We start from the raw sequence: 21454 nt of genomic DNA, 5'->3' as shown, positions 1-21454 counted from the left end.
ACATGATTTATTAGTGCAAATTTATGTCCATAAACTTGTAATTTATTAGACACTTATAAAACATTGCCACTTACTTTAGATGCTAACGTACGTTTTCGTACCAATGGACTTCAAACCCCGTTTTTACCTATCCTTCCGCAGCGAGGGAAACGACTTTTTCACGCAGGTCATCCGGCACTGGCTTGCGGCCTTTGTACTTACCGGCCGTTTTGGCTTTGGCGACACCTTCTTTCTGCCGTTCCAGCATCATTTCGCGCTCGAATTGGGCGACACCGCCCAGGACAGACAGCATGAGCTTTCCGGTTGGGGTCTGTGTGTCCATCCCAAGATTTAGAATATGCAAGCCAACCCCTTTTTCCTCAAGCGTTTTGACGGTCGCCATCAGGTCGCCCACTGACCTGGCAAGGCGGTCGAGTTTGGTCACGACCAACACGTCCCCCTCCCGTACAAATTCCAACGCCGATTCAAGCTGCACGCGGACGGCAACCGATGACACCTGTTCCCTATAAATTTTTTCGCAATGGGCGGCCTCAAACTCCTTAAGCTGGGACTCAAGTCCGGCCATTTGTTCCGCGGAGGAGGTTCTGGCGTATCCAATGATCATTTTCCGCTCACAAGAGCCATAGATGTTGTGATAGAGTGCCGATCATAAATTAAAACAGATGCCATTGATAGGCTTTTGGGGCCTTATTTCACCTATCAATGGGCCTTGCCCTAATGATAAGCCCGGCCGGCCAGAAAGCCCGCTTTAGCCGCCATCACAATCCGCACGACCAATAAAATAACGCATGGCACGGCTGACCATTTTGACCCAAGAGGAAATCTACGCGCTTTATGCGATAACCCTGAAATGGCAAAACAGATACTCCGGTTTTCAACGGTTGCCTGGCAGCATATCAATTTCATTGGTAAGTATGAATTTTACAACAGGGCAGATATGCCTACTATTCAATAGGTTATCAAACAGTTTATCGTCGACATTGAAACCGATATTTCGGCTGTAAGCCACTGATACCAAGGGCTTCAGGGTGCGCTCAGGACAAACCGTTCTTTTGGTTAAATAACCCCTTATTGATTGCGGGAGCCGCCTGTTGGCGCAATTGCTGGCTCAGGCCGGCCAAACGCTGCCGTCAGTGCCGCCGCCGGATGCGGGGAAGGCTTTTCCGTTGCCCGCCGACAGGATGCCGGTTCTGATGACGCTTAAGTTTTTTTAGGGCTTTCCTTTTCCCTTCATGGGCCGTAAAAAAGGCAGGGTTGCCGTTGTGTATTGTTCCCGCTTTGCGTGCCGGGGGCTGTTTGCCCGACCAAGCGGTGAGAATCCTCGGTTTTGTATGCTTTTTAATGGCTTGGGTTAGCCGAAAAATCACCCTTCATCCATCGCCAAAATTGGCGATGGATGAAGGGCAAAAATAGTTAACTGGTTTGAATAGGGGGAAAAATTGGTTAATTATCCCCAACAAATCGCCCATGCCCGCAAACTTATAGAGCAAGGCGGACACCACGACATTGTGGCAAAATCCCTAGGCGTTTCACAGCGGACGCTTTACAGGTGGTTAGAAAAATAAGCTTTATTCGGTTCTCGGAACAAGCTTTATCAACCGTCTGTTTATGACATCATCAAGCTTGCTCTTCACTTGCTTAAACAATTCATGCGGCAAAAGTCCATAACATGCGCTGTTTACATCGCCATATTTGGCCTACCGTAAGGATTCGTGCGTAAATTGATAGTTGAGCAGTATTAGGTCTAAACAAAAGACCAATTCAATCTGTCCGAAAGGGATGTACGAACTATAGCAGGTGTACGAAATACATTTAGCCTACTTTCGTACACCACAAAAAGGCCTGTCCGAAACCGTTCGGTTTCGGACTACATAGTGCGGTTAAAACGGCAGGATTGTAGGCGGGATGCGGGCCACTACTATCAATCTACGCACGAATCCTTACGGTCGGTCTAGTAGGCCTGAAGGGGCATACGGACTGCACGGGCGACTGCATTTTTGTCTATCGCTATTTCATTTTTCATGTTCATGGTCTCCCTGATTATTCAGCTAAATCGCTAACTGGCGCAGTAGGTAAAAATGGGGTCTGCCAAGCAGCCTACTCGAAAGCCGTCGGCCGCGACCGCCTGCTCCTGGCCGTTCTGAAACATTCAGCTACCCAACGTTTACCAATTCCCAAATTGGCTGATTTGACTATTTTACATTCCAGTATCGTAACGGAATTTGCAAACTGAACAGAACGTTCGTCCAGGCCGCCATCAGCATGAAAACCCCTCGCGCCGCCTTTTTTCACTTCAGCAAGTCACGAGAAACTTTCGGGATTTCAGCCACAAGCTTTTGTGCATTACCGCATTGCTGCAAAATAATATCCCCTATCCCCTCCAACACAGATGGATTGGCCCCGGATTCCAATAGATCGTTCTGCAACCTCGGCCAGACGCTGCAAATGTTGTCCGCCAGTTGTTTTAATTCACGGCTGACCAGTTTGGGATTGAGCTGGCATTCGTAGGCCATCAACGCCCAGTCATACGCCGTCAATGTGGTAGGGTTAAAATTGTCGCCAATAGCCATCGCCAAGGTATCGGAAATGCCGTCTCCGGCATAGAGCAAACAACACACTAAATCATAGGCCGGCGCCAAGCTCAAGCCGCCTGCGTCCATAAAGAACGACAGGTTTTTGCCATGGGCATCGGTATTGCCTATCAAAACCTGGAAGATCGCCCAATGCAACAAGGCCAAGCGGTCGATGGCGGGTTTTGAACTGGCGTGGGTCAATAAGGCAAACAACTTGGGCAAAGACGCGCCATCGCGCAGATGTTGCACATCCCGACTATCGCCATAAGGGCGCTCATATTTCATGCTGACACCGAACCCTAAGGCTTGGCAACTATCTATGCAGTGGAGCCGCTGCACGCCATCGGCTTTGCTGATCCGGTCAAAGCGGCAGATTAGCACCACAGGTTCGGGTAGCCATTCCAAGCGGATGTCCGCCGTCGGCAAACCCACGGTCTGAGCCAGCCGCATACAAGCCAGTTCATTGCTGGTCATGCCTTGCAGGCGGGTGCGTAGTGGTTCGGGTTTGAGGATATGGGTAGAAGCCAAGCGGTCGCCGTCGACCAGATACCAGCACTGGTTTTCTTCCAGCACGGCAATCTTGTCCTGGTGTCCGGCAATCGACAGCCGGACTTTGCCGTCCCAGACCGTGAACGCCTCTTGCGGGCGGGAGCGGATGCGTTCGGACAATTCATCCCGGCTGAGCAAGCGTTTTGTGGTTTCCCGGTGGGCGAGCAATGGCGGATCAGCCAAGCTGAGCGACAACGCCCCGGCGGTTTCTTGCCCCAAGGCGATCAGCAAACCCATCAGATTGGATTTCGACACTTTGTTGGCTTGCGCCGCATCATCCAGTGCCTGGCCTTCCGGCAACAAATTCTGGAAAAACTGCCGGACAGTAGCGCTGTGTTGTTCGAGTGGGATCGCTCCGGCATCTAAAGGCAAGGCCGGGCTTAACGGGAAGCGGATGTCTTTTGCCAGCCAATCCGGTGCATAAGCAAAAGCAAACAGGCCGCTAGCGCTGTCTAGGCTGAGCCAACCGAGCAAATCCCCGTTGACTGTCACATCCAGCTTCATAGTGGCGGCTGGGTCAGGTCAGCCAAACGCCGACGGGCATTATCGCGTTGTGACGGCGGCAAGACGAACAGCGACACGCCCAAGCCTTGCGCCACTTGCAGGATTTTACCGATACTGACTCCTGGTTGGCCGGTTTCAATATCAATCAAAGTCTGCAAGGCAACACCAATGCTTAAGGCCGCATCGACTTGGCGCATACCCGCTTGGGTGCGGGCGGCACGGATCGCCGCACCCAAGGTGGCCGGGTTGTCAAGACAAGGGTCGGCAGGAAAGGCCGTAGGGATGACACGCTTCATATAAACCTCCAATACTGGATTTATAGAGGCAATGCCTGATCGTGTCAATTAAAAACTACCATAATAGAGTTTATTGGTTAAGGTAGGCTTTCATTTATTAAAATCCATTATAGAGGATTTTATTGATAGCCGGATGATCCTCCTAAGTGTAACGGCTTGCAATTGAAATCGGGCGGGCTCGCATTTATCGACTCCAGCTTGCATTCCATTGGCTTGAGCTCAAATTATCCGCAAATGAAAATCGGGCAGATCATCGACCGCAAGATATGTATTTTATGGGTATAGCCTATTTACCATGATCAAAAAAACGAACGTATTTTTGGTACTGAAGCTTATTGGCCAAAAAAACCAGATTTTGGCAGATTTAAAGCCATTTTTCATACCATAAAATTCATATACGAAATCAAAGTACCAAACATGAAAATGGAGTTGAGTTTCGTTGCACAACTTTCAAGAAAATGGACGTAACATTTACAACGCCATGAATTGCAATAGGCTTAAAATTTTATGGCCTCAAAATTAAGGAATCGTTGTCGTACCCCAATATCGGTGAGGCTACCGTCTATAGAATCCTGGCTGCCAGAAAAAAAGCTGACGCGTGAATGTTTCAGCCATAGAGGAAATGAAGCGGCGGCATGTTCATCCGAACATGAATTTTAAAACAGAATCGATGTTCTTAACATTCAATGTGTTACAAATTATTTTATTGCCTGTTTTAAAATCGGTATTTCGTCTGTAAGCCACTGATACCAAGGGATCCAGAGGTGCCTCAGGACAAACCGTTCTTTTGGTTAATTAACCCCAAGCAGGCTGTTTTGCTTGGTAACAATGCAGGCTTCCTTTCCAAGAGTTAAAGCCTAATGGTTGGCGATCAGCCAGACAAGATAGAAAAATATTGAATATTTGCCGTAATTTTTGCTCGCCTGCGGCTTTTTCCGTGTCTGTGGCTACGTCTCTAGCTTAAAAATGCTTTTTCGCTTCCTTGGCCTGTTTATGGGGCTTTTAGGGGTCTTGCAAAAAATGATTTGTATATTCCTCGTTTTATTAAAAATCAGCCCAACCGGAGCAATCCCCAGGGATGGTGATTATGTAGGGCGGGAGCCTTGGTTTTTTACAGGCTACTGTTTTTCTGTACGGACGTTGTATGCTTGGTTATCGGAAATTTGTCAGCTTTGTTTTGATTTATCCATAAGCCGTTGCACGAGTAAGAAAAGAATAAATAAAAGAATAAAAGAATAAGAAGAAAAATAGTGCTTTTTTTTTTAATTAAATCAATTTGATAACAAAATGAAGCGCGACCTATTCCACCTGCGAATGGTGAGAAAGTAGGCATTTTTTGATGTAAGAAGTGCTTTTTTGAGGGTGATTTTTAGTCAAAAATCTGACCCGCGACCTATTCCACCTGCTTTTTTGGCGACCCGCGACCTATTCCACCTGCTTTTTTGGCGACCCGCGACCTATTCCACCTGCCGGAAAGCTTCACCCGCGACCTATTCCACCTGGAAAAATGCGACCCGCGACCTATTCCACCTGCGACCCGCGACCTATTCCACCTGCAAAAAGCCCTGACCCGCGACCTATTCCACCTGCCTTTTTTTCTTTTTATCAAACTTATCCACAGGCTACGTTATTTTGCGCGTTGACTTAGGTTGATCCATAAATAATTCAAGTGTTTGTTGTTGCGCCGTGTTGTTCTTGGTTCGGTCGTCATTTTGGCGGCGGTTTGCAGCTTTTTGTTCGGCGGCAAATTCTACGGATGGATGCAATGTGTAAATAACATCTTCCAGCTTTGCGCGACCGCTCCGTTGTTCCGCCTTTCTAAAGCTAGTCAATACGCCTAACGCTTTTACTTCAGCCCATGCACCATCAAGCGCGGCGATTGCGTCGCGTCCGCGTGTATAGCTTTCCAGTAAAGCACTATCGCGCTTGATGGTGCTGTATTTCATATCGAAAGTGTTTGTAAGCGAGGCATTTGTGTATTTCAGCACGAGTTGGCCGATAAGCCAGCGGGCAAGCTGAGTTCGGCAATTCATTAGGCGTTTATAGTTGAATTGCCGATAGGTTACTTTTTGGATGCTGTCTGTTATCAGTGGATGAAACTGCACTAACCATTTTGAATCGGGGTCTGCTTTAATGTCTTTGCGATTAACCCGAGCAACCAAGGTTATATAATTTCCGCTACCTGTTATGTCTTCTTGATCGCCTTCCCCTTTGATCTCAATACTGCTGAGAGCCAAAATTTCCAGCCCTTCGATCAATTCATCGTAACGCAAGGAATGGCCTTGCTCGATCAGATGGGTACGGAGTTGGTGGAGAGAAAAGCGGCAACCGGAGCGAAAATCTGGCTTATCGAAATACCCCGCTTGTTCTTCAACGGCGAGTTTCCGCAAGGCGTGTTCTATCAGTTCTTCCCGCGCACTGGGATAATACTCAATGGTTTCGCCTGTTGGTTTGCCGTCTTGTCCGTATAACTTAAACCGTGCTGGTCGTATGTCTGCTGTGAAGGGGAATCTACGATATTGAAAATTTATTGTGCTGATGGGTAAAAATCCGCCAGCCAGCCTCAATTTTTCTTGTTTTCTGCGAGATATTGAAAAGCGCGGGGTATTGTCCCAAAGATCAACGGCATTTGAAAGCTCGTCCTTTTCACCGAGAAACGTTTGAAATAGGTTAAGTTGCTGATTTTTGAAAGCCTCGGAAGGAACGGGCTTAACTGTTTTTCGGAGTGGTTTCTTTTTGGCTGTATCAGTCATCACTTCCCCTTCCCTCTTCATGCTACTGCTTTTAAATCGTGTTCTTGTTGCGGTTTGGTATGGGTATCATAATTTTCGGCCATCAGGTTAAAAGCGCGGCGGGCGGCGTTCCGCACGGGGGTTGATGGGGAATCGAGCGAAGCGGCCAGCAACTCGGCGGCAGAATTGACAAAGAAAATCGGCTTCGTGATAACCCGCAATGGAAAAGCCTTTTCCAGCCCATCAATAAAATACTGCGCGGCCTTTTGGGCGTGGCGATTGGTCGGCCATGCGGAAGGCCACGCCACAGCATACGGTAAGGATCGCATATCGAGTGCGATAGTGTCTAAATCTTCCTCCGAGGCGCGAAACGGCAGAATACATAAATCTGCCTGCTCGGTTAACTTTTCATCGAAAGCGGGGCGGTTGCCTCCGCCGTCAACGATTAGCCAGCCGTTTTGTGTGTTGTAGCTTGCTGTGATGATCTGCGCGAGTTTGTGCGGATCACGCCCATCTAAAACAGCGTAAGGGCGGCCTTCTGATTTGATCTGACGGTTTGGGTCGGTTAAGACATAGGCGGCGGGTTCGCCACGCAAAATGGCCCCAAGGCAGAGCAAGTGCGCTGTCGTGGTTTTGGTTGTGCCGCCCTTCTGTCCCCCTAAATAAACAAATTTGCTCATTGGACGCTCTCCAACTGTTCAATAATGACTTGTTGCACCGAAACCCCCCGCCCCGTCTCCTTGGTGCGTGCGATGGCAATATCATCATAATGTTTATACATTGCGGCTGGAAGTCGCAAAAATACTGGTATCGCATCGCTTTTTTGCTTCTTTTTCTGCGCAGATGGTACAGGTGGGTCAATGATTTCCGGTGGCGGTGCGGCTACTGGTGTACTTTTATGTAAAGGGGTCGCGGCGGCAGTTGTCAATTGCTTGGCGAGTTCGTCAACGTCATGGCGTTTTTTCATATTTTAACCTCGTGATAGTTTGAAACCATGATAGCAAGAAATTAAGATTTCATGAAAACAAAATATTTTGATAGCAAAATATCAAGATAGTTAAATATTTTAATATCAAAATATTTAACTATCTTGATTTTGTGAAAGGATGCTTGTGGTGAGCTGTAAAGCGTAGCAGGGAAGGGGCTTCGAGGGGGCAGTTAAAATTGCCCTGCAATCCACCCGTCAATGACCTGGACGGCTTCCTGCATAAGCCGCTCGAATGCCAGAGCGTCAGGGGTGGTGTCACGCCACTGAAATCCGAAAATATGCAGATTGTCCGTGTCGTCGTCGCTGCCTAGATCGCTCCAGCACTGTTCAATGCCTTCTTTTTGCCGTTCCTTAATCAACGCCCGTTCGAATTGCGCAAAAGCCCCCAGCATCTGTAACATCAGCTCTTGCATCGGGTTGGCCGCACCGGAAAACGCCATGTTCTCTTTGTGGAAATGGATGCAGACCCCTTGTCCTGCCAAGTCGGTGACGATCTGTTGGAGGTCGAACAAGTTCCTCGCCAACCTGTCAATGCTGTGGACATGCAAGGTGTCGCCTTCGCGGAGGTGGTTGAGGCAGGCCTGTAGTTGCGGACGGCTGGTGTCTTTTGCCGACACCTTGTCTTCAAAAGTTTTGTCCAGTTTGATGTCCGCCAATTGCCTGTCCGTATTTTGTTGTGCGGATGAGACGCGGATATAGCCCACCTGTTGGCCTGTCATGATAGCCCCCTGATTGTAAATTAAGTTTTAAGGGTTATCATAACACATGTAAAATAAACCGATAATAGGATATTGTTTACACGGTGGGATGCGGGTTTGCGGGGGGCTTGGGATATGTAAAGGAAACTCCACTTTATGAGACAAGCCGATCGCGTGTTATGAGGCCTGATCACTGGCCATTTTTTCGGATGGCTTACCCGCAAGAGAAAAATATTGGTGGCTAATCGCATTAGCCATTAACTCACTGACTTCCCTCCCCCCGTAAAAATGCAGGCGATACGAAATCGCAGCAAGTCATTGGAGAGCATGTGGGCTACCCATTCACTGTCTACCACGATTGATTTGTGAGCTGGGATTGCGATGGCTTGAGCTGATATTTTTGCATATTGTTTTTTAATGCGCTCAATATTGACGGATTGGCTTTTTTCTGTAGAATGGCTTCAGAATATCAGCATTAAAAACATTATTGCACAAAAAATGAATACCATAGGGCAGTTGGCTTCCTTAACAGCGGGGCATCCTTTTCGTGAAAGCATCGAAAACGCTTTGGATGGGGATGTCGCCGTTGTGCAGATGAAAGACGTTGATCCTGAAAAAGGCCTCGACAATGGCAAGCTTTATCATGTCCGTCTAACGGGGCGTAAGAAACCGGATTATTTGCGGCGCGGGGATATTTTGTTTGTGGGCCGTGGTTACCGGATTTTTGCCGTTCTGGTGGATGAGGATTTGGAATGTACGGTTGCCTGTTCCCATTTTTTTGTCATTAGGGTCAATAATGCGCAGGATGTGATGCCCGGCTATTTGGCATGGTATATCAATCATACCCAAGCACAACGTTACTTTTCCCAGCGGGTTGCGGGTACGGTATTACCTTATGTCAACCGTAAGGTGCTTGAGGAGTTACCGGTGGTTTTGCCCCCCTTGGCTGTGCAACAGGGCATCGTTAAAGCGCATTGTTGCGGATTAACAGAGAAGGCCTTGCTGGAGAGCCTGATTGAAAAAAAGAAACAGCTTTTAGAGGGCTTATTGGAGAAAACATTGGAACAGTATCAAGGTGATAGGGTATGAGTACGAAAATAAATCAGGACGAAATCAACGGCATACTCTGGAAGGCTTGTGACACCTTTCGCGGCACGGTTGATGCGGCGGAGTATAAAAACTACATTCTGGTGATGCTGTTTGTAAAATACATTTCCGATGTCTGGCAGGAACACTACGAAGGCCTAAAAGAAAAATACGGCAATGATGAAGACATGATCCTGCGCCGGATGCAGCGCGAGCGTTTTGTGCTGCCCAAAGGATGCAGTTTTCAGGAGCTTTATAATCAGCGCAACGAAGCCAATATCGGCGAGATTATTAACATTGCCTTGGAGCATGTCGAAGAAACCAATAAACAAAAGCTGGCCGGCGTGTTCAGAAATATTGATTTCAATTCCGAGGCCAATTTGGGGCAAACCAAAGACCGCAATACCCGTTTAAAAATGCTGTTGGAAGATTTCCACGACACCAAGCTGGATTTGCGCCCTTCGCGGGTCGGCAATCTGGATGTCATCGGCAACGCCTACGAATACCTGATCGCTAAATTCGCCGCCGGAGCGGGTAAAAAAGCCGGGGAGTTTTACACCCCCGCCGAAGTGTCCGAACTGGTCGCCGAACTGGTCAACCCCCAAGCGGGCGAACGTATTGCCGATCCGGCTTGCGGCTCCGGTTCCTTGCTGATCAAATGCGGCAATCAATTGCTCAAAAAAGGCATCAAAGACTTTGCCCTGTACGGCCAAGAAATCACCGGCGCAACCTGGGCATTGGCGAAAATGAACATGTTCCTGCACGGCATGGACAACGCCCGCATCGAATGGGGCGACACCATCCGCAGCCCCAAGCTGATTGAAGACGACACCACCATGAAATTTGAGGTTGTGGTCGCCAATCCGCCATTTTCCTTAGACAAATGGGGCTACGCGGAAGCCGGGAACGACGCTTACCAACGCTTCCATCGCGGCTTGCCGCCGCAATCCAAAGGCGATTATGCCTTCATCACCCACATGATCGAAACCACCACCAAAGATTCGGGGCGGGTCGGTGTGGTCGTGCCGCATGGCGTGCTGTTCCGGGGTGCCAGCGAAGGCAAAATACGCCAGCAACTGATTGAAGAAAATTTGCTCGATGCCGTGATCGGCTTGCCGTCCAACCTGTTTTACGGTACGGGCATTCCGGCGGCGGTGTTGGTGTTCAAGCGCAACAAACCCGATACCAACGTCATCTTTATTGATGCCAGCCGCGCCTATCAGGACGGTAAAAACCAAAACCGGCTACGGCAAACCGACATTGATAACATCGTCGCCACCTATCAGGCCAGGGAGACGGTCGATAAATACGCTTATCTGGCCAGCTTTGACGACATCAAAGACAATGATTTCAACCTGAACATCCCGCGCTATGTCGATACCTTTGTCGAAGAGGCAGAGATTGATATTGACGCAGTACAAACCGAAATTGACCAGTTGGAAATAGAACTGGTTGCAGTGAAGCAGGAAATGGCGGGGTATTTGCGAGAGTTGGGTTATGGCCGATGACATTATCAGCACCGAATTATTAGGCAATATCCGCCAAGTCATTGAGCAGGCGAAAGCCAAAGTCCACCAATCGGTTAACAGCGTCATGGTGCAAACCTATTGGCATATAGGGAATTTGATTGTCGAGCATGAACAACAAGGCCAGGAACGTGCCGCTTACGGGACAAAGCAACTGGAATCGCTTGCCAAAAAACTAAGCCATGAATTTGGTAAAGGTTTCGACATCAGTAACTTACGGAGTATGCGGCGTTTTTATCAGGCTTTTCCAATTCGAGACGCAGTGCGTCTCGAATTGGGTTGGACGCATTACCGGATTCTGCTGAGGGTCGATAAGCTGAATGCCCGTGCATGGTATATGCAGGAAGCTATCGAACACAACTGGAGTGCGCGGGCACTAGAGCGGCAAATCAGTGTGCTTTATTATGAACGGTTGCTGGCCAGCCAAGATCGGGCGACCGTTGAGCAGGAAGCCCAAGAAAAAACGTTGCCTTTACAGGGTAGGCCAGAAGATTATCTACGCGACCCTTATGTGTTGGATTTTCTTAATCTGCCTTCACAAACGTTTCTTGAAAGCGAATTGGAGCAAGGCTTAATTGATAATTTGCAGCAATTCTTATTGGAGTTGGGCAAAGGGTTTGCTTTTGTTGCCCGCCAGCAGCGCATCAGGACAGATGACCAAGACTTTTATATCGACCTGGTGTTCTATAACTTCAAACTCAAATGCTTTTTGCTGATTGACCTTAAATTGGGCAAATTGACTTATCAGGATGTCGGGCAAATGGACGGTTATGTGCGCATGTATGACCAACATAAAAAAGACGATGATGACAATCCGACCATCGGCCTGATTTTATGCAGCGAAACCAGCGAAGCCGTTGCGAAATATTCGGTGTTGGCCGACAGCCAACAACTGTTTGCCGCCAAATACCTACCCTATCTGCCCACGGAAGCGGAGCTTAAACAAGAGCTGGAACGGGAACGGCGCATCGTGCAACAACAATTGGGTCATAATGATGGACAATAAACGGTTAAAAGCAAAATTTTGGGGGAACGCTCATGAATAAGGCTTTTAAGGAGTTGGGTTATGCGGTTGCCTGAGGGTTGGAAACTTGTCCCAATTAAAGAAATATGTAGTTGCATTGTCGATTGTGTAAATAAGACCGCGGCAGTCGTTGATTACGAAACACCCTATAAAATGATTCGGACAACGAATGTTCGTCATGGTCGTGTCGATACAAAAAATGTCCGTTATGTAACTAAAGAAACTTACAAAATATGGACTCGTCGAGGAAATCTTGAAAATGGCGATTTGATTTTTACCCGTGAAGCTCCCGTGGGTGAAATTGGGATTCTTGAAGATGCAAGTGGTGTTTTTCTTGGGCAACGCACAGTCATGTATCGTGCACACCCATTAAAAAGTAATAACCTGTTCATTTTGTATTCGTTGCAAAGCCTTTATTGTCAAAAGCAAATTGAAGATTTTAGTAATGGCGGAACAGTTGCACATGTTCGCGTTCCAGATTGTAGTGAAATAATTTTAAAAATGCCCCCACTCCCCGAACAACAAAAAATCGCCCAAATCCTTTCCACTTGGGATAAAGCCATTGAAAAACTGGAAGCGTTGATTGCCGCCAAGCAAAAGCGCAAAAAAGCCCTGATGCAGCAGCTTTTGACTGGCAAGAAGCGGTTTGCTGGGTTTGATGAAAAATTGAACCTCAAGCACTTGGGGGAAATTGGAAAAATTGATGCTAAAAACCTGAGCAATGCAACCGATCCAAATTACAAATTCAAATACATTTCCTTATCTGATGTACAAGCAGGGAAAATAAATAATCAATTGAAAACGTTTACTTTCAAAGACGCACCTTCACGAGCCAGACGTGTTGTTTACCCTTGTGACATCATCATTGCTACGGTTCGCCCAAATTTGCAGGGATTTGCAAAAATAGCCGATAATGGCGGCTATCCTTACATTGCATCTACTGGTTTTTCAACGATTACAGCAGAAGCAGGTTATTCGTATGACTATATCTTTCATTATATATTTAGCAATCATATTACTTTTCAGATTAACTCTTTAGTTGTTGGATCAAACTATCCTGCTATTAATTCTTCTGATGTAAAAGGATTATTCATTTTGTGTCCGACTCTTCCAGAACAACAAAAAATCGCCGCAACCCTCTCTACCGCAGACCAAGAAATACAAGTCCACCAAAATCAGCTCACCGCCCTAAAACAACAGAAAAAAGCCCTGATGCAGCAGCTTTTGACCGGCAAGAAGCGGGTCATGATAGCAGAGGCGGCCTAATGATTTACGACAAGCCTTGGAAAAGCTATCAAGACCAATTGGATCAATTAACCAGGCGGGGGCTGATGGTCACCGATGAGGCAAGAGCGTTGCACCACCTTGAGCGTATCGGCTATTATCGGTTGAGCGGTTATTGGTTTCCCTTCCGTGAACGCAGCGGATTTTATTGTCCGTTGCCCACAACTGATGGGAAAAAATTCAAACGCGGCAAAACTGACCGGATGGTGCTGGATGAATTTAAAACCGGGGCAAGTTTTCAAAATGCCGTCGAGCTGTATGTCTTTGATAAAAAACTGCGCTTGCTGGTTATGGATGCCTTGGAACGGATCGAGATTAGTTTACGGGTCGATATTTCCCATTCGCTAGACAAGCAAGACCCCTTTGCGTATCTCAATCCCGATTTGTTTTTTGAAGGTTTTGCAAAAAAGCTCGATGAGCAAACCAGTTTAAGCGGACATCATCAATGGCTGACCAAGCAAGCGGCTTTAATTTCCCGGTCAAAAGAAGATTTTATAAAGCATAACAAAACCAAATATGGTTTTCCTTTGCCCATTTGGGTTGTCTGTGAAATTTGGGATTTTGGAACGTTATCCACTTTATTTGCCGGGATGAAAGAAGCCGACCAAGACGCGATAGCCAGTAAATATGGGGCTAGTAATGGCCGGATTTTTGCGTCCTGGCTGCGTAGCCTGAATTATCTGCGCAATGTTTGTGCACACCATAGCCGTCTTTGGAACCGGAATATCGTTGACCAACCGAAATTGCCCCATGCCGGGGAAGTAAGCTGGATTGATCACTGTCAAGGCAATACCCATAGCCTCGCCCGGCCTTTTTTGTTGCTGTGCATTGCCAAGTATCTGTTAACCATTATCAACCCAAGCTCTGAATGGGGAAAGCGATTGAAAAGCTTGCTGTTAGAATTTCCTGATTTACGGCATTTGGAACTTAACTTAGCAGGTATGGGCGCGATAGAAGGCTGGGAACAATGGGATTGGTAGCCCTAAAAAGCACTGCCAAGAACAACAAAAGTGACGGGCAATAAAAAACCCCTTAGCAGTTTAGCCATCAAAGTAGCTAAGCCGAAAGAGGCCGTGTTGGGGCTATTTTCAATTAAGCTTAAGCGGATGTCAAATTTAAACGTTAACTTAAGTAGGGCAGGTTACTAAAACACATCAGAAAAATCCAACACCTAACACTATACTCAACTCGGCCATTAAGTGAGTTTTTGCTATACTATCCATACCTGTATTTTCACCTGATTTTGCCCCGCTTCCCCGGCAGGAGGTTTGCCATGACCGTACGGCTTGAATTCCCCCATGACACCCTATCCGTTTTGAAGGACGAAAGGTACAGCCATCCCGTACCGATCGTCCAACGGCGCATGGAGGCGCTGTGGCTGAAAAGCCATAACTTGCCCCATGCCCAGATTGCCGCCTTGGTGGACGTGTGCGAGAACACCCTGCGGGATTACTTTGAGCTGTACCGGGAAGGTGGGGTTGAGGCCTTGAGGGCAGTCCGTTTCCACCGGCTGGGCAGCGACCCGGATGCCCATGCCGCTTCGCTCGAAGCCCATTTCAGGGAACATCCGCCGGCCACCCTTAAAAAAGCCCAGGATGACATTGAAGCCTTGACGGGCATCAGGCGTGGCCGGACCCAAGTGGGGGTCTTCCTAAAAAAAAACTCCATCTGCGTTGCCGAAAAATCGGCATGATCCCCGCCAAGGCGGATCCCGACAAGCAGGAGGAATACCTCGTACAGACCCTAGAACCCCGCTTGGACGAGGCGCGTGCCGGACAAAGGGCGGTGTTTTTCGTCGATGCCGCCCATTTCGTGCTGGCGCCGTTCCTCGGTTTCCTGTGGTCGGCGGCACGGCTGTTCATCCCCGCCCCCGCCGGACGGCAACGCTTCAACGTCCTTGGCGCCCTCAACGCCATCACCCATGAACTCATTTCCGTCACCAACGACACCTACATCACCTCGAAGGAGGTCTGCGCTCTCCTGCAAAAACTGGCCGACCTGAAGCCCGGCATTCCCATCACGCTGTTTTTGGACAATGCCCGTTACCAGAAATGCGCCCTTGTCATCGAAACGGCCATCCGCCTGCAAATCGAACTGTGCTTTTTGCCGCCCTATTCGCCCAACCTGAACCTGATCGAGCGGTTATGGCGGTTCGTCAAAAAGGAATGCCTGTACTCCACCTATTACCCGAGCTTCGGCCCCTTCAAGGCCGCCATTACAGAGTGCCTGGAGCAGACCCATTCAAAACATAAGCCCGCCCTTGACACTTTGCTTACTTTGCGTTTCCAGAGGTTTGAAAAAACGCAAATTATGGGCGTTTGAAGTATATATATTGATGATATTTCTTATTAATAAACCATACATGGTTTTTTAGGTTGTATTTACTCTTTTTCATATACTTCAACGGGTAACAAAATCGAAGGGTTAAATATGCCTGCTTACGACTATCTGGAAGACTTGTCCTCGCTGTTGCCTGCCGTCACCTTGTTGAACAAGCTGGGCTACCAGTATCTTTCCCCTTCCGAAAATATCGCCTTGCGCGGTGGACGCACTTCCAAGCTGATTTTGGAAAGCGTGTTGAAAGCCCAACTGCAAAAACAGAACACGATCACTTTCAAAGGCCAACGCTATCCGTTTAGCGACGGCAACATCCAAAAAGCGGTGCGGGCGTTGGCGGATATTCCTTTCGATAGCCTGATGAACACCAGCGAACAGGTTTACGATTTGCTGACCTTGGGCAAAAGCCTGGAGCAAACCATTGACGGTTATACCAAGAGCTTTTCCCTGCGATATATCGACTGGCAGCGGCCAGAAAATAATGTCTATCACGTTTGTGATGAGTTTGTCCTGGAGCGGCGCAACAGCAAGCAAACCCGTAGGCCGGATATTGTCTTGTTTGTGAACGGCATTCCGTTGGCGGTAATCGAGTGCAAACGCCCGGATTTAAAAGATGCCGTTGAGCAGGGCATCAGCCAGCAGTTGCGTAATCAACGTCATGATGAGATTCCAGAGCTGTTTACTTACGCGCAAGTGTTGTTGTCGGTAAGCCAAAACAAAGCCCTGTACGCCACCACAGGTACGCCCGCCAAGTTTTGGGCGATCTGGAAAGAAGAAGACCCAGACGCGCAGGAACAAGCCTTGCAGGCCTTAGTCAATCAGCCAGCCGATGGGGCGTTTAAAGCCCGGTTGTTTGCCGAGCGTGATGATCGGCAACGCCGGACGCTGGAAACGCTGTGGCAATCCGGGCAATGCCAGCCGTCGCCGCAAGACCAAGCCATCCATAGCCTATTAAGGCCGGCGCGGTTGCTGGAATTGGTTTACCAGTACATTGTGTTCGACAACAAAGAAAAGAAAGTCTGCCGTTATCAGCAGTATTTTGCGGTGGCGGCAACCTTAGCGAAGGTGACGCAACGCAAAGGCGACAGCCCCAGGCCGGGCGGGGTGATTTGGCATACCACCGGTTCCGGCAAATCGCTGACGATGGTGATGCTCGCCAAGGCTTTGGTGTTAGCCACCGATATTCAGAATCCTAAGATTGTCTTGGTCACGGATCGGGTGGATTTGGATGACCAGATTTATAAGACCTTCCATGCCTGCGGCAAGCCGGTGGTGCAAGCCAAGACGGGCGAACATTTGTTGGAGCTGATTGAGCATAATAAGGCCAGCATTATCACGACGATTATCGACAAGTTTGAGTCGGCCAGCCGCAAGCGCAAAATCTGCGACACCAGCAGCAATATTTTTGTTTTGGTGGATGAGTCGCACCGTTCGCAATACGGGGTTTCCCATGCCAAGATGCAGAATGTCTTCCCGAATGCCTGTTATATCGGTTTTACCGGCACGCCGTTGCTGAAAAAAGAGCAGACCACGGCCAAGAAGTTCGGCGGCTTTATCCATAAATATACGATGAACCAGGCGGTGGCGGATGGCGCGGTCGCGCCGCTGTTGTATGAAGGCCGTGTGAGCGAATTGCACGGCGACCAGGCGCAGATTGATAAATGGTTCGAGCGCATTACTGACGGCCTAACGCCGAAACAAAAAGCCGATTTAAAGCAGAAGTTCCGCCGCGAGGAGGAGTTGAGCAAATCTGACCAGCGGATTGCGGAAATTGCCTACGACATCGGCCAGCATTTTAAAACCACGTTCAGGGGCACGGGCAAAAAAGGCCAACTGGCCGTGTCCAGCAAGGCAATGGCGTTGCGTTATAAGAAATATTTCGATGAATTTGGCGAGGTGGCGGCGGAGGTGGTGATTTCGCCGCCCGACACCCGCGAAGGCAATCAGGCGGTCGATGAAGACACGTTGCAGGATGTGCAAGTGTTCTGGAAGGCGATGATGGCGAAATATGGCAGTGATGAAAAATATCAAACCAGCATCATTAAGGCGTTTAAGCATTCCGATGAGCCGGAAATCCTGATTGTGGTGGATAAGTTGCTGACGGGGTTTGATGCGCCGCGCAACAGTGTGTTGTATCTGGATAAACGTTTGAAGGAGCATAACATTTTGCAGGCGATTGCCCGCGTCAACCGTTTGTTTGATGGCAAGGACTTTGGTTTGGTGATCGATTATCGGGGCATTTTCGGTGAACTGAACGAAGCCATCGACACTTATGCCGCCTTGGAAAACGAGGGCTTTGACCCCGAAGACATTGCAGGCACGCTGACCGATGTCGCTGAGGAGATTAAGCTGTTGCCGCAACGCCATACCAATGTTTGGGAGGTATTTAAGGCGGTGGGCAACCTTAAGGATTTGGAGGCCATGCAACGGCATTTGGAGCCGGAAGATCGGCGGCAGCCGTTTTATGAGCGCGTGTGGGTATTTGCCAAAACCCTGCAATTGGCTTTAGCCAACGCCAAGTTTCAGGATGACACACCCGTACAGCGTATCGCCCGTTATAAGGATGATCTGAAATATTTCCTCAATCTCAGGCAGGCGGTCAAGCAACGTTATGGCGAGTCGGTGGATTATTCGTCTTATGAGCAGCAAATCCGCAATATGGTCAATAAGTACATCGGAGCCGATGCGGTCAAGCAGCTCATTGCCCCGGTGAATGTGTTTGCCTTGGACGCATTTGACAAAGAGATTGCCTCGATTGAAGGCGATGCCGCCAAAGCCGATGCGATTGCCTCGCGGCTAAAAAAGACCATCACCGAGAAGATGGAAGAAGACCCGGCGTTGTATAAACGCCTCTCCGAACTGATTGATGAGGCGATTGCCGAACACCGGGCGAAGCGGCTGTCTGACAAAGACTATCTGGAGCGGATGTACGGCACGTTAGATGCGGTGCGCGGCAAAACGGCTTCTACCCTGCCGGACATGTTAAGTAACCGCGATGAGGCGAAAGCCTATTACGGTGTCATCCAGGAGCCGTTGGCAAATTATGCGGTGGCGGGCTATACGCCGGAACGCTTTGCCGCCGAAACCGCCGTGCGCCTTGACGAGATTATCCGCGAACATAAAATCCGCGATTGGACGAAGAATCAGGACATTAAAAACCAGATGCTGAATGAGCTGGAAGACTATCTCTACAGCTTGAAAGGCCGCTATGAACTGGCAATGGGCTTGGAGTCTATCGAGCGTATCACCACGCAGGTGCTGGCTATCGCCGAGCGGCGGGATGGTTAATGGGTAGGCTTGCGCAATCGTTGTGGTTTGGCGAGACGGAAATTGTTTATGCCGTCAACGCGTGCGACCGCAAAACCTTGGCCATTCATGTTTATCCCGATGGGGCGGTGGTGGTTGATGCGCCGATGACGGCCAGTGCGGAAGCGATTGCCGCCAAGGTCAAAAAAAACGCCGCGTGGATTTTTAAGCAGCAAAGGCAGTTTGCGGCCTATCCGCCCGTTTTACCGCCCCGGCAATACGTTTCCGGCGAAACGCACCGTTATTTGGGCAGGCAATACCGGTTGCTTATCCTTCATGGGGAGGCTGAACAGGTCAGGCTTTCCTATGGCCGGTTGGCCGTCGTGACGGTTGACCCCAACAATACCGGAAAGGTTAAGGCATTGCTACAAAACTGGTATCGGCTGAGGGCGAACACGGTTTTCTTAGAGCGTTATGACGTGTGCCTGAAACAAGTTGCCAAGCTGGGCATTGCGCATGACCAAGGCTTCCAATTGCGCTTTATGCCCAAGCGTTGGGGCAGTTGCACCAGCCAAGGCCATATTATCCTCAACCCCGAACTGATCGCCGCCCCGAAGGATTGCATCGATTATGTCATCACCCATGAGCTGTGCCATTTGCAAGAACATAACCATAGCCGGGCATTTTATCGCTTGCTGGCGGCTGTCATGAAAGATTGGGAATTGAGGCGCAAACGGCTCAATGAGATGGTTGAAGTTAGGTTTGTTTAAATGATGGCCTTAATCTCTCGTGCTATACTTCTACAACAACCTAAAAAATTAGAACACAAAACACAATAAATACCAATTTTATATGACAAGACAAGCTCAAGTAAATGGATATGTATTCATAGTGCGGTTAAAACGGCGTGATTGTAGGTGATATGCGTGTTGCAGGCCGCTACTATCCATTTACGCACGAATCCTTACGGGCAGCCTATATGTATCGAAACATCTGTCAATTTTCTAACCGTCGATTTTAATCATGAATATAAAACACTTAACACCCTTATTACTCTCAAGTTTGCTGTTATCAGCTTGCGATAAACAAACGCCCGAAGCAAGTTGTTCATCTGAGGCGGCTTATACGTTAATCAGCCAGACAATTATTGATGCCGTTGAAAAAAAGACATCAGACGAAAAATATACCGATACTGGCGAATTTATTTTCGATAAGGCAAAAATCAGGGCTTCATTAGGGCAGTTACAAATCGCTGTTGAAAGTGTCAGAACGACAAAAGAAGATCCAAATAGCAGTAAAAAATTTTGTAGCGGTGTATTAAAAGTCACAATTCCTGCCAGTATGCTTGCTGATGCCGACCAAGCCAAAGGGCTTCAAAATAAGTCCAAAATTTCAGAAGACGCAAGAGAGCTTGATATAGATAACAATATCAATGTGTTTACTAAAAAAGATTTTGAATATAGCGTACAACCTACTGATGATGGCAAAGAATTATACGTTGAATCAGAAAATACATTATGGGTCAGTTTACTTAATGACATTGCCTCTTCTGCGTTACTAAAACCAATATTAGAAGTGAAAAAAGCTGAACAAATTCGGCAAAATGCGCAAGAAAAACAAGAAGTCGAGAATTTAAAACAAGAGGCGGAGGCTTCTAAACTAGAAGCAGAAAGGCTTAGTGCATTGCAGGAAAAACAAGAGGCCGACCAACTTAAACAAGATTTGCTCGCCAAACAAGCCGTTATAGCACCAGAACAGTCTGCGGATAATAACCAAATGCAACAACAAGAAGTGGCAAAATACAAGGCCAAAGACGCGCTTGATGAGGCAAACAAACAAATCAACATTGTTTGGAAGTCCGCAACAAAAAACACTAGAGCGGTACTTTTGTCAGAACAAAGAAAATGGTTAAAGCAACGAGAAAATGAGTGTGAACGTAAAGCTTCAATCGAAGAACCCGATAATAGCATTGTGCAGGAAACTATTAAGCTATATTGCATGGCAGCCATGACAAATGAAAGGACTGACACGTTAAAACAGAAAATCGCAAGCATTCCATAGAATGGGGTGCATTTAAACAAACGACACTAAAGTCCCATAGGATTTATTGAAAAGCCACAGACGGCGTGGCCTTATGCCATTTCAGGCTTCCCAATTTTAACCCTGTTAACCTGCCATTTTTTGGGAAGCCTTAACCATCATTACTCAGTAGCTCAAAAAGCATAGAAAAAACGAACGTTTACACAATAAGGAAGATTAGATAAAAAGGCCTAATATTCCTATGTCTTTTCTTATTAAATAAGCTGTAATTTATGGTATTCATCGAATAATTCAACACCTGCAAGGCTGATGGTAAGGATTCCTTCGTAAATGAGTAAAGTCAGAAATCTTTAATGCAAAATCTTCGTCCCAATTGAAGCTTACTTTAAACTGACCACTATTTTTTACAGGTAGAATGCGGGTTACAGGGGTATTTTGCGTGGATGGTTCAATTGATACAGATTACTGCTATTCACCTCTGTAGTCTATGGAATTGCGCTTAGATTCTAGGTTTGACGCGGGGTTCCGGGCGACTTTACGCATTTACGAAGGAATCCTTACGGTCGGCCTT

At 47.9% G+C, this 21454-nt stretch carries 18 protein-coding genes and 1 pseudogene; 12 read left to right on the top strand and 7 right to left on the bottom strand.

The window, feature by feature from the left end; all coding sequences use genetic code 11:
- Window positions 1-127 precede the first annotated feature (127 nt).
- The gene (locus AADEFJLK_RS20885) at window positions 128-604 is read right to left on the bottom strand and encodes a recombinase family protein (protein ID WP_103975631.1); all 477 of its coding nucleotides are present in this window, start codon (window positions 602-604) and stop codon (window positions 128-130) included.
- Between the two features lie 487 nt (window positions 605-1091).
- On the opposite strand from AADEFJLK_RS20885, the gene AADEFJLK_RS25945 reads away from it, so the two are divergent.
- The gene (locus AADEFJLK_RS25945; protein WP_282957375.1) at window positions 1092-1214 is read left to right on the top strand and encodes a hypothetical protein; all 123 of its coding nucleotides are present in this window, start codon (window positions 1092-1094) and stop codon (window positions 1212-1214) included.
- 225 nt (window positions 1215-1439) lie between these two features.
- Entirely contained in the window at window positions 1440-1565 is a 126-nt protein-coding gene (locus AADEFJLK_RS26130; RefSeq protein ID WP_146054690.1) for a transposase, read from the top strand.
- A gap of 723 nt (window positions 1566-2288) precedes the next feature.
- Here the strand turns inward: AADEFJLK_RS26130 and AADEFJLK_RS20880 are convergent.
- Both AADEFJLK_RS20880 and AADEFJLK_RS20875 read right to left on the bottom strand, forming a co-directional pair.
- On the bottom strand, window positions 2289-3626 hold the full coding sequence (locus tag AADEFJLK_RS20880) for a HipA domain-containing protein (protein ID WP_088621218.1): 1338 nt from the start codon (window positions 3624-3626) through the stop codon (window positions 2289-2291).
- Entirely contained in the window at window positions 3623-3922 is a 300-nt protein-coding gene (locus AADEFJLK_RS20875) for a helix-turn-helix transcriptional regulator (protein ID WP_019866506.1), read from the bottom strand. The genes AADEFJLK_RS20880 and AADEFJLK_RS20875 overlap by 4 nt, the downstream gene beginning before the upstream one ends.
- A gap of 1442 nt (window positions 3923-5364) precedes the next feature.
- On the opposite strand from AADEFJLK_RS20875, the gene AADEFJLK_RS25285 reads away from it, so the two are divergent.
- Window positions 5365-5565, top strand: a complete 201-nt coding sequence (locus AADEFJLK_RS25285) for a hypothetical protein (RefSeq protein ID WP_103975630.1) — start codon at window positions 5365-5367, stop codon at window positions 5563-5565.
- Here the strand turns inward: AADEFJLK_RS25285 and AADEFJLK_RS20865 are convergent.
- From AADEFJLK_RS20865 to AADEFJLK_RS20850, 4 genes are all read right to left on the bottom strand, one after another.
- Window positions 5545-6675, bottom strand: coding sequence for a replication protein (locus AADEFJLK_RS20865; protein WP_146054689.1), 1131 nt, complete (start codon window positions 6673-6675; stop codon window positions 5545-5547). The genes AADEFJLK_RS25285 and AADEFJLK_RS20865 overlap by 21 nt on opposite strands.
- A 17-nt stretch (window positions 6676-6692) precedes the next feature.
- Window positions 6693-7334 carry a hypothetical protein gene (locus AADEFJLK_RS20860; RefSeq protein ID WP_103975628.1) on the bottom strand — a complete coding sequence of 214 codons (642 nt, stop codon included), beginning with the start codon at window positions 7332-7334 and terminating at the stop codon, window positions 6693-6695.
- Entirely contained in the window at window positions 7331-7621 is a 291-nt protein-coding gene (locus AADEFJLK_RS20855; RefSeq protein WP_103975627.1) for a hypothetical protein, read from the bottom strand. The genes AADEFJLK_RS20860 and AADEFJLK_RS20855 overlap by 4 nt, the downstream gene beginning before the upstream one ends.
- A 191-nt stretch (window positions 7622-7812) precedes the next feature.
- Window positions 7813-8361: a recombinase family protein gene (locus AADEFJLK_RS20850; protein ID WP_103975626.1), complete on the bottom strand. Its 549-nt coding sequence runs from the start codon at window positions 8359-8361 to the stop codon at window positions 7813-7815.
- Between the two features lie 477 nt (window positions 8362-8838).
- On the opposite strand from AADEFJLK_RS20850, the gene AADEFJLK_RS20845 reads away from it, so the two are divergent.
- The 9 genes and pseudogenes from AADEFJLK_RS20845 (at window position 8839) to AADEFJLK_RS20805 (ending at window position 20904) form a co-directional block, all read left to right on the top strand.
- Window positions 8839-9429, top strand: coding sequence for a restriction endonuclease subunit S (locus tag AADEFJLK_RS20845; RefSeq protein WP_170065198.1), 591 nt, complete (start codon window positions 8839-8841; stop codon window positions 9427-9429).
- Window positions 9426-10934 carry a type I restriction-modification system subunit M gene (locus tag AADEFJLK_RS20840; RefSeq protein ID WP_103975624.1) on the top strand — a complete coding sequence of 503 codons (1509 nt, stop codon included), beginning with the start codon at window positions 9426-9428 and terminating at the stop codon, window positions 10932-10934. Before AADEFJLK_RS20845 ends, AADEFJLK_RS20840 begins: the two co-directional genes overlap by 4 nt.
- A complete protein-coding gene (locus tag AADEFJLK_RS20835; protein ID WP_103975623.1) occupies window positions 10924-11958 on the top strand; it encodes a PDDEXK nuclease domain-containing protein in 1035 nt (344 codons plus the stop codon). The genes AADEFJLK_RS20840 and AADEFJLK_RS20835 overlap by 11 nt, the downstream gene beginning before the upstream one ends.
- A 60-nt stretch (window positions 11959-12018) precedes the next feature.
- Window positions 12019-13242 (top strand): restriction endonuclease subunit S, encoded by a 1224-nt coding sequence (locus AADEFJLK_RS20830; RefSeq protein ID WP_103975622.1) that lies wholly within the window; start codon window positions 12019-12021, stop codon window positions 13240-13242.
- Entirely contained in the window at window positions 13242-14240 is a 999-nt protein-coding gene (locus AADEFJLK_RS20825) for an Abi family protein (RefSeq protein WP_103975621.1), read from the top strand. The genes AADEFJLK_RS20830 and AADEFJLK_RS20825 overlap by 1 nt, the downstream gene beginning before the upstream one ends.
- A gap of 293 nt (window positions 14241-14533) precedes the next feature.
- Window positions 14534-15582 (top strand): annotated as a pseudogene (locus AADEFJLK_RS20820) (IS630 family transposase).
- 108 nt (window positions 15583-15690) lie between these two features.
- A complete protein-coding gene (locus AADEFJLK_RS20815; RefSeq protein WP_103975620.1) occupies window positions 15691-18885 on the top strand; it encodes a type I restriction endonuclease subunit R in 3195 nt (1064 codons plus the stop codon).
- Entirely contained in the window at window positions 18885-19613 is a 729-nt protein-coding gene (locus tag AADEFJLK_RS20810) for a M48 family metallopeptidase (RefSeq protein ID WP_103975619.1), read from the top strand. Before AADEFJLK_RS20815 ends, AADEFJLK_RS20810 begins: the two co-directional genes overlap by 1 nt.
- A gap of 253 nt (window positions 19614-19866) precedes the next feature.
- Window positions 19867-20904: a lysozyme inhibitor LprI family protein gene (locus AADEFJLK_RS20805; RefSeq protein ID WP_103975618.1), complete on the top strand. Its 1038-nt coding sequence runs from the start codon at window positions 19867-19869 to the stop codon at window positions 20902-20904.
- The last annotated feature ends 550 nt before the right edge of the window (window positions 20905-21454 follow it).

Origin of the sequence: Methylovulum psychrotolerans (genome assembly GCF_002923755.1) — a bacterium.
Classification (GTDB): Bacteria; Pseudomonadota; Gammaproteobacteria; order Methylococcales; family Methylomonadaceae; genus Methylovulum; species Methylovulum psychrotolerans.
This window is presented reverse-complemented; position numbering and strand designations above follow the sequence as displayed.

Bases quoted from the DNA above. Each gene is read 5' to 3' on its own strand.
- AADEFJLK_RS20885 (WP_103975631.1), bottom strand. From the start codon at position 604: ATGATCATTGGATACGCCAGAACCTCCTCCGCGGAACAAATGGCCGGA.
- AADEFJLK_RS20880 (WP_088621218.1), bottom strand. From the start codon at position 3,626: ATGAAGCTGGATGTGACAGTCAACGGGGATTTGCTCGGTTGGCTCAGC.
- AADEFJLK_RS20875 (WP_019866506.1), bottom strand. From the start codon at position 3,922: ATGAAGCGTGTCATCCCTACGGCCTTTCCTGCCGACCCTTGTCTTGAC.
- AADEFJLK_RS20865 (WP_146054689.1), bottom strand. From the start codon at position 6,675: ATGACTGATACAGCCAAAAAGAAACCACTCCGAAAAACAGTTAAGCCC.
- AADEFJLK_RS20860 (WP_103975628.1), bottom strand. From the start codon at position 7,334: ATGAGCAAATTTGTTTATTTAGGGGGACAGAAGGGCGGCACAACCAAA.
- AADEFJLK_RS20855 (WP_103975627.1), bottom strand. From the start codon at position 7,621: ATGAAAAAACGCCATGACGTTGACGAACTCGCCAAGCAATTGACAACT.
- AADEFJLK_RS20850 (WP_103975626.1), bottom strand. From the start codon at position 8,361: ATGACAGGCCAACAGGTGGGCTATATCCGCGTCTCATCCGCACAACAA.
- AADEFJLK_RS20845 (WP_170065198.1), top strand. From the start codon at position 8,839: ATGAATACCATAGGGCAGTTGGCTTCCTTAACAGCGGGGCATCCTTTT.
- AADEFJLK_RS20840 (WP_103975624.1), top strand. From the start codon at position 9,426: ATGAGTACGAAAATAAATCAGGACGAAATCAACGGCATACTCTGGAAG.
- AADEFJLK_RS20835 (WP_103975623.1), top strand. From the start codon at position 10,924: ATGGCCGATGACATTATCAGCACCGAATTATTAGGCAATATCCGCCAA.
- AADEFJLK_RS20830 (WP_103975622.1), top strand. From the start codon at position 12,019: ATGCGGTTGCCTGAGGGTTGGAAACTTGTCCCAATTAAAGAAATATGT.
- AADEFJLK_RS20825 (WP_103975621.1), top strand. From the start codon at position 13,242: ATGATTTACGACAAGCCTTGGAAAAGCTATCAAGACCAATTGGATCAA.
- AADEFJLK_RS20815 (WP_103975620.1), top strand. From the start codon at position 15,691: ATGCCTGCTTACGACTATCTGGAAGACTTGTCCTCGCTGTTGCCTGCC.
- AADEFJLK_RS20810 (WP_103975619.1), top strand. From the start codon at position 18,885: ATGGGTAGGCTTGCGCAATCGTTGTGGTTTGGCGAGACGGAAATTGTT.
- AADEFJLK_RS20805 (WP_103975618.1), top strand. From the start codon at position 19,867: ATGAATATAAAACACTTAACACCCTTATTACTCTCAAGTTTGCTGTTA.